The sequence below is a fragment of the Pseudomonas sp. Sample_16 genome, assembly GCF_004307665.1.
In the GTDB taxonomy this organism is placed as follows: domain Bacteria; phylum Pseudomonadota; class Gammaproteobacteria; order Pseudomonadales; family Pseudomonadaceae; genus Aquipseudomonas.
In genome coordinates, this window is record NZ_RCOB01000202.1 from 1 (window position 1) to 11,122 (window position 11,122).

At 52.5% G+C, this 11,122-nt stretch carries 12 protein-coding genes; 10 read left to right on the forward strand and 2 right to left on the reverse strand.

Annotated features, from left to right (window positions below; all coding sequences use genetic code 11):
* The coding region (locus tag D8U69_RS26935) for a hypothetical protein (RefSeq protein WP_130908509.1) at nt 1-623 on the reverse strand (623 nt) is incomplete at its 3' end.
* Between the two features lie 737 nt (nt 624-1,360).
* Between D8U69_RS26935 and D8U69_RS26940 the strand changes: the two genes are divergently transcribed.
* Both D8U69_RS26940 and D8U69_RS29565 read left to right on the forward strand, forming a co-directional pair.
* Complete coding sequence (locus D8U69_RS26940; protein ID WP_130908502.1) at nt 1,361-1,834, forward strand: hypothetical protein; 474 nt, start codon at nt 1,361-1,363, stop codon at nt 1,832-1,834.
* A gap of 107 nt (nt 1,835-1,941) precedes the next feature.
* A complete protein-coding gene (locus D8U69_RS29565; RefSeq protein WP_177434470.1) occupies nt 1,942-2,097 on the forward strand; it encodes a hypothetical protein in 156 nt (51 codons plus the stop codon).
* A 16-nt stretch (nt 2,098-2,113) separates the two neighbouring features.
* Here the strand turns inward: D8U69_RS29565 and D8U69_RS26945 are convergent, their stop codons facing one another.
* Nucleotides 2,114-2,419, reverse strand: coding sequence for a hypothetical protein (locus tag D8U69_RS26945; protein ID WP_130908503.1), 306 nt, complete (start codon nt 2,417-2,419; stop codon nt 2,114-2,116).
* Nucleotides 2,420-2,968: 549 nt separating this feature from the next.
* On the opposite strand from D8U69_RS26945, the gene D8U69_RS26950 reads away from it, so the two are divergent.
* The 8 genes from D8U69_RS26950 to D8U69_RS26985 form a co-directional block, all read left to right on the forward strand.
* Nucleotides 2,969-4,003 carry a hypothetical protein gene (locus D8U69_RS26950; protein WP_130908504.1) on the forward strand — a complete coding sequence of 345 codons (1,035 nt, stop codon included), beginning with the start codon at nt 2,969-2,971 and terminating at the stop codon, nt 4,001-4,003.
* Nucleotides 3,993-4,715, forward strand: a complete 723-nt coding sequence (locus tag D8U69_RS26955; RefSeq protein WP_130904589.1) for a hypothetical protein — start codon at nt 3,993-3,995, stop codon at nt 4,713-4,715. Before D8U69_RS26950 ends, D8U69_RS26955 begins: the two co-directional genes overlap by 11 nt.
* Nucleotides 4,633-5,424 (forward strand): hypothetical protein, encoded by a 792-nt coding sequence (locus D8U69_RS26960; protein ID WP_130908505.1) that lies wholly within the window; start codon nt 4,633-4,635, stop codon nt 5,422-5,424. The genes D8U69_RS26955 and D8U69_RS26960 overlap by 83 nt, the downstream gene beginning before the upstream one ends.
* Before the next feature lie 21 nt (nt 5,425-5,445).
* Nucleotides 5,446-6,177, forward strand: a complete 732-nt coding sequence (locus tag D8U69_RS26965; RefSeq protein ID WP_130908506.1) for a hypothetical protein — start codon at nt 5,446-5,448, stop codon at nt 6,175-6,177.
* A 53-nt stretch (nt 6,178-6,230) separates the two neighbouring features.
* Complete coding sequence (gene tssI / locus D8U69_RS26970) at nt 6,231-8,081, forward strand: type VI secretion system Vgr family protein (protein WP_177434599.1); 1,851 nt, start codon at nt 6,231-6,233, stop codon at nt 8,079-8,081.
* A gap of 11 nt (nt 8,082-8,092) precedes the next feature.
* Nucleotides 8,093-8,677: a hypothetical protein gene (locus D8U69_RS26975; RefSeq protein ID WP_130908507.1), complete on the forward strand. Its 585-nt coding sequence runs from the start codon at nt 8,093-8,095 to the stop codon at nt 8,675-8,677.
* 39 nt (nt 8,678-8,716) lie between these two features.
* Nucleotides 8,717-9,184, forward strand: coding sequence for a DUF1795 domain-containing protein (locus D8U69_RS26980; RefSeq protein ID WP_130908508.1), 468 nt, complete (start codon nt 8,717-8,719; stop codon nt 9,182-9,184).
* Nucleotides 9,185-9,187: 3 nt separating this feature from the next.
* On the forward strand, nt 9,188-11,122 hold a 1,935-nt coding region (locus D8U69_RS26985), incomplete at its 3' end, for a DUF6531 domain-containing protein (protein WP_177434600.1).

Here is an 11,122-nt window from a genome sequence, read left to right on the forward strand (position 1 = left end):
TCGTCGGGCAACTGCGAGCGAACCGGCGAGCTGATCACGCAGAAGGGCAGGTCGCCGAATTCCTTCAAGCGTTCGAACGTGACGGGAAAGCGCAAGCCTTCGAGCAGGCGGCTGATGCCGGGCGACTTGCTCAGGCAGTAGAACAGCACCAGGTAATGCACCACGAAGCGGTACAACTCGGCGCTGCTGCGATTGGGGTCTTTGATGATGGCGCGGAAGCGGGCCAGGTCGAACGAACTGAAGCCGACCACCCAGCGTACGGGGCTGGTGATGCGAATGCTTTGACCGTTTGCGCTCAGTACCTTGTCGTACTCCAGCGCAAACAATTGCGGGGTAGTACTGAGCAGGTTGAGGGGGACTTCGAGCTCATTGACCAGCTGGAACGGAGCGGCCGAGCCGATGCGGTCGTAGAGCTCCTTGAGCTCCTTGAAATGGTGCTGGGTCTCGCGCCCGCTGCTGCGTTGCGCACCCTGCAGGTACTCACCGAAAAACGTCTGCGGACGAATCAGCAAAGCCAGGGTCGCCAGATAATCCGCGGCCTGCGCCTTCAGCGCATCGGAAATGGCCCGGGTCTGGCTTCGCAGCTTGATCAATGCTTCAACATCAAAAAACGCTTGAGTCATCGGTACATCGTCCTTGAACACTCCACGCCTCCCTGGCTTAAAAAAACCGGTGCATGTCGAGTGGTTTGATTTCCCATGGACATTCGTCCACGAGAGGTAATTGCTGATGTCGGTCATCAAAAAAACACACTGCCGGAACCAACCGGGAGTGTGATGCTGGCATATGGATATTGAGTTGCCAGTAACGCCGTGTATGGCAACACGTCGTATCGAAAAGTTCATTCGGCGGCGGATTTTTTCTCGTTTTTGTTACACACCGCAATGATGCCTTCTTGCCACTATTTGCTGGATGTGTCTGTCAGACAGTTCCGAAAGTCAGTCAATTCAATGGTTTCAGAGGGGTTGTGGATCCAATTTTTAATCGAAAATATTTTAAAAAAGGTGAAGCGGTTCACCTAATACCCACTTGAGTGGCCGTTGACGAAAAAATTGCAGGACGAGTGTCATATAGCCGTCAACGAAGTGATGGCATCTCAGGATGTCGGGATATACAAGGCGGCCTCTCCATGGCTGAACAAGTGTTCGGGCAATATCGCGTTACATACCGTCGATATTTCTGTATAACGCGCCAAGTACGACTGCACTCAGTAACTTTCAGGTCGGGCCATACAATTGCGTGAAGGCTTTCGCGCCTTCGTGGGCTGGCATTTCCGGACGGTCGGAGCAGACATGATCGTCATGTTCTACGAGCCGATGGAAGGTTTGGTGCTATTCACCTTCGATTACAGTTGAATTCCATGAATAAGGCCGAACCGCAATCTCTTGTCGTCAGAGTCAAAAAGTATCTCGCGATTATCTTTTTGCTCTGCCTTCTAGGCGTTTCCATCTATGCGTACCTGCACAAACCAGAGTTTCCTGCTGAGATAGTCCTGAAGCAAGACTTCATTCCGGGACAGTCGATCTACATCGTTCAAGATGCCAGGGATGCAGATGAACCCAAAAGCCTGAGGTTCTACGTCAACAATGACGGCGGTAGGAATAATGAGACGATGAAGGTGCGCCTCGGCAAGACCCCGCCCTTCCTGGTCTCGGAAACTGACTTGAAAGACGTGGTAATCCAGCGTGTCTCCAACGGCCTGCACATCAAACTCAAAGGCGCAGTCTCGAACTACCAGAGCAACCTTTACCTTGAAGACGGCGACACTTACACCACGTTTCGTGTAAGCCTTGAGCAAGTCGAAACGCGACCGCCCTTGCCGAGTGGTCGGTAGGCTTACTTCAGCGAGGCAATCACTGCGCAGACAACCGCAATCGCCAGCGCCGGCCACTGCATTGGCAAATCGATGATACTGGTTGCTGGCGGGGACTGGTCGTATTGATGGCGTGCCTGCTGCCATTCTCGTTGCGCATGCTCAAGCTGGCGAACAGGGCGGCGATGTTGCTGGCGTCCGAGCGCTTGGTATTTGCGAACTTGAAGGCGCCATTGCTGATCGGCACATCGCCGATTTTGGCCTGCATTTTGGTGATTATGTAGGTTTCGGATTACTGTTCTATTTTTCTTCCATCTGGGTTTTTAGTCGACGTAGCGTAGGGGATTCTCCTCCGATCAGTTCGATTTTAAATTCCGCAAAAGCTAGCTCAAGTTCTGCGTATTGCTGCAAGCCGTCTTCAGTGAACAAGTAGCATCCAGGGATATCCCGCCACTCCAAAGGTGTGCGGATTCGGCCTCGTTCAGCCCGGTCCATCAGGGGCGCCAGCTCTAGATCCAGTTGAGCTACAGCAGGGTCCTCTGCCATCAATGCATCGATGGTCGACCGTAGCCTCAGAGTTTTTTCTTTCAGTTTTTCGATATCCATGGGAACGGATTTTTCCGTATTGGATTACTGGCCACAATGATGTCTGATTGCCACTACTTGTGGGATATGTCTGTCAGGTAATTCTGAAATTCAGCCAATTCAGTGATTTCGACGACGTAGTGGATCAAGTATTTAATCCATATCTATGTGAAGCCGGTTCAATATTGAAGGCTAACAAGCAATTCGGAGGCGATGAGTGATGTGCTAGCATTTCGACATATGATTTCCTGAGAAAAAATACCTGCTTGACACTTGGTGTTGCATAGGTGTTTCCTTTCGCACGTGCTCAGATGACGATTGAAAAATGTGATGCAGTTCTATTTTTGTTGAAGTCCTTCGGCACTTTTTCCGCAGGGTGGTTGTCGCACCCACGGGTCATTTTCCGCCGTTTGTGATTCAGGAAGACAATTGAAACAGCGGTTTTTTCGTGATGGTTGATGGGGCAATGCTCTTCGGGCGGAGTATGGCCCAAGAAAGATTGGTCAGTTATTGCACGGAGCAGGTTTTGCCGAAGATCTTTTCGGGAAGGCGGTATTAGGAGAAAGGAACATGGACGAAAGGTTTTTACCCTGCACAGTGGCGAACCCCCGTGGCACACGATCACAAGCTGGATTGATTGGCGGCGGTAGGCTTCCGTTTCCCAGCGAACTCGCCTCGCGGGCTATTCCTGCACCGCCAAATTTTGCCGGTTACTACGCGACCAACGATTACAACGCGGCGATGTTTCTTGCCCATGAACTGGCTTCGCCCGAATTGGAAATGTCGCCGAGTGAGGCGCAAGAGTCCTTGCAGTTACTGCGCTCGTTAATCAGGAATTTGTCTTCGGCGAAGGACGTTTCCGTCGAAGCGCTGCAAGAATTACAGAAAACCGCAGCGGCCATCCCGGAGATAGGCTCTTTGTTGTTTTCTCCAGCCAACTTGCCTGGCACGTTGGTCAGTGCAGGCACCAGCGTAGCTGCATTTTCCAAGTCGAAGTCGGTTGTAGACTTGCTGGATCTCTCCGCGGCCGACAAGAAAAAACTGATCAAGTGGGCCAATAGTCGGGGCACAGCGAACTCGATCTCGGCTAAGAAAGCCTTCAAAGGCAGGATAAAACTGATTCGGGTTGCAGGGCAGTTGCACTTCGAGGTGCCGATTACTGCTCAGGCACAAAGTTACAAGGTGCTCGGTCGGGTTGGAGGGCAAGTTGCTAATCTTCCGGCTTATGGAACAAAAACTGCACTGAGTAAGCGTGCAATGTTGCATGCCGGAGGAGCGGCAGGCGGACTAAAATTCATGACGGGTAATACGGTGGGTGTGGCGCTAGCCATTGGGCCGCAGGCTTATCTGGATTATACAAGTTCGACTTCAATGGAAGAGTTTTATAGGGAGTCTGCATATAGCCAGCCTACTAACGTAGCGGCGTTCGCCAGTGGTGTATTAGTGAGTTTTTTTATGGGGTCTTCGCTGGTTGCAGCTCCATTGGTAATAGTGTTGTTGGTTGGTTGGGGTGCTGGTCTGGCAGTTCAATATTATATGGGTAAGTCCGGCGCTGATAAAAAGATTGGTGGTTCAATAAATAAGTTGATTGATCATGCTTTTTGATCCTGCTGTAGATACGGTGAAAACTGGTCCGTGGGTTGTTTTTCTTATGGTTGTGTTTTTTGGTATGTTTGGTCCGCCAGGAGTGCCATATTATTGGTCTATATATTGTGTTGTAGTGGTTTTTTTCTTGCTCATAACTCTTTTTTTGGTTGGGGCTTGTGAGCGATATGTGTTTTTTGTTGTGATGATATTTTTCACTGGTGTCGGCATAATGGGTTTTTTGTTTTCTAGTGTTTTGTATTTGGTTGTCTCGGATTTTTTTGGAGAGGGGAGTTTTAAATCGATCGCTATTGGACTGTCGCCCTTGATTTTGATTTCTTTGGCGGTAGCGATTGCTGCTTATGGTAGAAGTCATTTATCAAGCTTTAGACTTGAAGGCAATAAAGTGGCTTTTAAGGTCGAGAGCCGAGAGAAGTATAGTGCAGGTTTTCTGGCAGGGCTTCTTACTCTAACAGGGGGGGGAGTGTTGAAATTAATAGGTTCATTAAATGGTGGTGCGCTTGGGGTTTTAGTCGGTACATCTGGTTGTATAGCTTTAATACTTTACTGTCGGCATACAATCCAAGGTCTTCGCGCGCTGCGACTCCGGGAGCATACAATGCCTACTCCGTACACCTTCATGAGAATCGATGAAATACGCGAAGCCCGCAGTCGTTGGTGGTTGGGGAGATTATTTAAATGGTTGCTTTCTTCGCGTCAGTCTCATGATTGATTCGCAAAATTTAAAGAAGGGTGGGTGGATTGTCTTTTTTTCTGCTGCTCTATTTGGTGCCTTTGGTCCCTCAAATTTGAGCTATTTCTGGTGGGTATATCTATTTTTTATAGTTGCACTGCTAGGTTTTGTTTTGTACGTAATTTATAGCTGTGAACGATTTGTGTTGTATCTGTCGTCACTGTTTTTGCTGGTGGTCGGTATCTTTACTTACCTAGCCTGTACGGTGGCATATCTATCTGCTTCGAGAGTCTTAGGTGGGAACAGTTTGCTTGCTGCACTGGTGGGCTTGTCACCAGCGCTAACAGTGTTTTTAACGGTTGCCACAATACTCTATGGGGAGACGGTTTTTTTTCCTTTCGAGTGCAAAGGGAATAGAGTTGCCGCGCGGGGTAAGGGGCAGAGCAATAAAAGTCATAGTGTTGGATTGGTAGTGGGTGCGGCTGTGCTCACAAGCGGAATATTTTTCAAGTCAGTTGATGCGCAGACAAGCAATGTACTAGCAGTCGTAATCTGCACTGGATGTTCAATAGCTATTTCGATTTTGTCACGTCACAGTATTCGAGGTCTGCGCACGCTTCACATCCAAGAACGAAATATGCCTGCACCCTATACCTTCATGGAAATTGACGAAATACGTGAAGCTCGCAGGCGCTGGTGGTTGAGTAGGTTGTTTAAGTGGTTAACTTCCCTGCGTTCTTCGACGTGATGTGGCGCGGAGTCGAGTGAAATGGTCATGATTGATGCTAAGAATATAAAAAAACAAATTTTTCTAATGTTTATTGGAGTGGCCTTTTTTGGTGCTTTTGGACCCTCAAACTTGAAGTATTTTTGGTGGTGGTATTTTTTTATTGTTGTGGTTGGTTTTGGTTTTAGCCTATATCTAATTTATTGCTGTGAGAGATATATTTTGTTATTGGCGACGGTGTTGTCAGTTGCGATATGTATTTTTCCTTATATTGCTGGTAGTCTGGCGTACTTGATTGTCTCAGATTATTTTGGCAAGGGAGATCCTAGATCTGTAGCTATTGGGATAGCACCGATCACTATAGTGCTTATGATGTTTTTGGTGATTTTTTATAGTAAGGCATCGTTCTTTCCTTTCGAATGCGTAGGCAATAGAGTCGCGCCTCGACCTAAAAGAATTGTGAATTCCAGGAATTATAACCTTGGATTAATTTCCGGTGTATCGACGCTCACAGGCAGTATGTTTCTAAAGTCGGTGGGTGCAGAAACGGGCGGCATGTTTGTGGTGGTAGCCTGCACGGTGCTTTCTGTAATTCTTCTTTTCTACGTACGTCATGGCATCCGCGGTCTCCGCACCCTTCATATCCGTGAGCGCAAAATGCCAACCCCCTTCACCTTCATGCAAATCGACAAAATTCGCGAAGCCCGCAGCCGCTGGTGGCTGGGTCGGTTATTCAAGTGGTTGGGTTCCCTGCGCCAGTCGACAGGTTCCTGACGATCAGAACGTTAATGCGGTGGTTGCCCGAATATTGATTCCAGGAGTTGCACATGACAATGGACCTTTCATCCCTGTTTACCGCACAGAACCGGCGCCTGTTCAAACTGACCATGCCGCTCAAAAGTGGTCAGGAGCTCTTGCTTGAGTCTTTCACCGGACACGAAGGCCTGTCGATGGAGTTTGGTTTCCATTTGGACCTTCTGTCCGATGATGCCAGCGTAAAACTCAAATCCGCCATGGGGCAGTCGGCGACGATAGAGATCGAACTGGCGACGGGCGCAAGTCGTTACATCAACGGGCATGTACTGCGTTTTGGCAGTAATGGCAGCGACGGTGGGATGTGTCGGTATTTCGCGCTGATTGGCTCCTGGCTCAGTTTGCTTGAACAGCGGTTCGACTCGCAGATATTCCAGGACCAAACCGTCGAACAAGTGATCACCCAAGTGTTCAGTCGTTATGAAGGGCTGGCCAAGTTCGAATTTCGTATCAACCGTACGCTCAAACCCCATAGCTATATCACTCAGTATCGGGAAAGTGATCGGCATTTCGTCATGCGCCTGCTGGAGCACGAAGGGCTGTTCTATTACTACGAACATGCTGCCGACAGTCACACGCTGATCATCATGGATGATTCAACCCAGTTGCCTGCGCTGCCAGAGCAGCCACAAGTGCGATTTCACACGGCGTCCATCACAGAGTCGGCGGATTCGATCACTCACTGGAATGCGGTAAGGGAGTTGCAGTCGAGCAAGATAGCGGTCCAGACGTTCGATTACCGTCAGCCTCGAAACCGCTTGCCGGTCAGCATGAACAGTCTCAATCAGCAGGGCGATGTACCGGCCTACGAGATTTACGATTTCATGGGCCAGTACACCCATGCAAACTATGACGATGGCGAAGTGTTGGTGCGCAATCGTATCGAAGCGTTGGAGCTCAGGGGCAAGGGATTTTCGGGAAGGAGCAACTGCCGTGCGATGCGCCCGGGCTATACGTTCGAACTCACGCAGCATTACGAACACGATAATGGCTCAGTCGAGGATCGACAATTCTTGCTGACGTGCATCGAGCACTGGGGCAGTAATAATTACCTGTCCGGCGGGCAGGCGGGTTATGCCAACAAGTTTGATTGCGTACGCAAGAAAATCAAGTTCCGACCGCAGCTCGACACGCTGACGCCAACGATTTCTGGCCCGCAAACCGCCATTGTTGTCGGCCCACCTGGCGAGGAAATCTATACCGATGAACTGGGCCGGGTGAAAGTACAGTTTCACTGGGACCGCTACGGCGAGTTCAACGACAAGAGTTCCTGCTGGGTCCGTGTCGCACAGTCCGGCGCCAGTGGCGGTTTCGGCAGTGTCTTGATCCCTCGCGTTGGTGACGAGGTGGTTGTGGCTTTCCTTGATGGTGATCCAGACCGCCCGCTGGTCATGGGCAGTCTCTACAACAGCCAGAACACACCGCCTTGGTCGCTGCCGGCGAACAAGACCCAGAGTGGTTTTTTGACCCGGTCAATGAAAGGTGACGGCGGTACGGCGAACTTCTTCCGCTTCGAAGACAAGGCCGGTGCCGAGCAGATCATCATGCATGCCGAGCGCAACATGGACACCGAGATTGAGGTCGACGAGACCCACAGTGTCGGCAGCAACCGCACGATCACGGTCGGTGGCACGCACACTGAAACGATCAAGAAAGACACGGTGATGAATGTCCAGGAAGGCTCGCTGACGATTCAGGTCGATAACCAGTTCATCCAGGTCAACGCCAAGCAACACATTATTCTTCAGGTGGGCGGTAGCAGTATCAAACTGACCCCCGAAGGTATCGAAATAAAAGGCGATGCCATCGATATTCTTGGCAAGAACACCTATGTCCACGGTGACCGTGTCGATATCAACAAATGAGAAATCAGACCATGGTCAGGACCAGTATCTACGACCGTATTTCCGAGAAACGGATCGCGGCCGAAACACTTGCGCGGCAGCAGTTGCAGGAGGCTGCCGAGGCTTCGCCCGCTGTCATCGAGCCTGAGCCGGTAGCGGTGGTACCGCTTCAATTGGCGCGCAATGAATTGAAAGTCGCGGGGCTGAATCTGGTAATGCCGCAAGGCTTCAACTTCCGCGACATCGATACAACGCTTGAAAAGCATGGTCATCCCGTCACGTTCAGTGTCAAGCGTCGTCCTGCACCTGAAGGGCTGACGCTGCAACGTTCGGTACAGTTGTATGTGGAGAACCTGCGCAAAAACCACCCCGACGTCACCATCGTGCGGCAGAGCGATTGCCTGCTGGCAGGCAGTCCGGCGATTACCCTGGATTATATATTCACGGCGGGACAGGAGCGTCGCCACGGCAGAACGACCAGCGCAGTCATCCATCCCGCCAATGGTAGCGAGCGCCAATGGTTGAGCATGTCGACGATGATCAATCCCGCTCATGCAGAACTTGCCGATTGGCTGATCGAGTTCGAGACGATGCTCGAAAACATCAGCGCTGACTAAGCCTTTTCCTCTTTCACCTATTCACGGAACGCACGCCCAATGGACTATCAGCTTCAGGAAGGATCCATCACTTTGCCGGAAGGTTTTCAGGACCGCACGGTGAACATGTTTGTGCTCGGCAACAGCATTCCTGCGCCGCTGAACATCACACTGTCGCGCGACAACATGCTGCCGGCAGAGGATCTGAAGGCTTACATCGAGCGCCAGGTAAAACTCATTGCCGCCAAACTGCGCGGCTATACCTTGCTCAGCAAGAAGGCGGCAGCGCTGTCGGGGGTGCAACCGTTCTCCGGCATCCAGGTGGATGCTTACTACATGAACGATGGTCGACCGGTTTACCAACGGCAGGCCGCGTTCGAAATCGAACCCGGTCGCATTCTTGTGTTTTCCACGACCAGCCAGGCTGATTTCAGCGTCACACAAAACCAGAATTGGCTGCAGCTGCTGGCAAGTTTCAAACCGCGCCAGGCCGATACGGTGTCCACCGACAGCGCCGAACAGGAGTAACCCATGTTCGAAGCTGCGCGTTGGGGCGATGAAATTGAACACACCAGTGCGCTCGGCGGGTTTCTCGCCGGCGCAGTGATCGGGCTCGCGATTGCGACGGCTGCCGCATTCACGATCTGCACGGCGGGGCTCGGCGGAATTCTGCTGGGAATTGCCGTAGGACTGGCTGCCAGTTTCGTCCCCATGATTGGCGAAAGCATAGGGTCGGCAATGAGTTCGCCCGCCGGGGGGATCAAGCTTGAAGGCTGCTCGACAGATGTGTTCATCAACAGCCGCAATGCCGCCCACGCAAAGTTGAGCATGGGCACGTGCGATAAACACCCTGCGCCGGTCATGGTTGCCGAAGGCTCTTCCAACGTTTTCATCAACAATGTGGCGGCTTCGCGCAAGGGTGACAAACTGACCTGTGGCGCGAAGATCTCCAGCGGCTCGAACAATGTGTTCATCGGCGGCGGGACAGAGCGCTATCTGGATGTCGACGAAGAAGTACCCGGCTGGCTGCGGGTCACCGTCGACGTGCTGATGATTGTTGCCTCGATGGGCCGCGCAGTAGGTCCGATCTTCAGATTGGGCATGGCGCAAGGTCTGAAGGCTGCCGGGCCTTGCGCATTGAAGTTTGGAGCGACCGTGGCGGCCAGCTATCTGGCCGGGCGCTTTGTCATCGGTCCGGCCGTTGAGCGCGCAATCGGCGGTTTGAGCGGCAACCCCGTCGACCTTACCAGCGGGCGCAAGCTATTGCCCGAGTCCGGAGAAACCGACTTTGCGCTCCCGGGGCTCATGCCGATTGAATGGTCTCGCTTCTATGCCAGCGATCTGACCGTCGACAGCGTGCTCGGCAGAGGTTGGGTCTTGCCTTGGGAGCAAAGCCTGCGCAGAAGCGGCAGCTTCGTCTACCTCACGGATAATCAGGGGCGTAGCGTGCCCTTTGTGGATGTGGAGCCAGGTGATCGCATCTATAACCCCTATGAGCAGCTCCACCTGGTCCGCACCGAAGGCGGCCACTACCTGCTGCAAACCCTGGACAACCTGTTCTTCTACTTCGGCGAGGTGCCGGACGACAACAGCGATGTCCCGCTGCAACGCCTGGAAAATGCCCTCGGGCATTACCTGCATTTCACCCGCACGGCAGAAGGCCGGCTGACCGACATCAGCGCCACGGGTGGTGTTCGGGTGCACCTGCACTATGACAACCCGCTGGGGCGCCTGACCGACGTCAAGCGCGTCGTCGACAACCAGGCGGTTGAAACCCTGGTGCAGTACCGCTATGACGACAACGGCCAACTCATCGAAGTGATCAATCGCAACAGCGATTCGATGCGCCGTTTCAGCTACGCCGATGGTGTGATGGCCAGCCACAGCAACGCCCTGGGCCTGAGCTGTCATTACCGCTGGGAAACCATTGAAGGCCAACTGCGTGTGGTGGAGCACTGGACCAGCGATGGCGAACACTTTCACTACCGCTACGACTTCAAGCACCGCACCTCGTGGGCCACTGACGCACTGGGGCGCGAGCTCCAGGTCCAATACAACGAAGATCGCCGCGTGATTGCCAGTCGCGACTTCGGCGGTGAGCAGTACACCATCGACCTCGACGAAGCGGGCAACATGACCGGTCTCAAGCTGCCGGATGGAAACCGGTTGGGGTTCAAGTACGACAACTTTTCGCGTTTGGTTGAAGAAACCGACCCATTGGGCCGCCAGATCAAATACAAGTACCACCTCGGTACTACGCTGGTCACAGAAACGACCTTCCTGGACGGCAGTGTCTGGCGGGCCCGCTACGACGCCAAGGGCAACCTCATCGCCGAAGTCGACGCCCTCGGTCACACCACCGAATACCTCAACGGCGACGATGGCCTGCCACACACCATCATCGACGCGACCCACAAGTCCAAATACCTGTGGTGGAACACCCTGGCCCAGGTCGAGCGCTTCCAG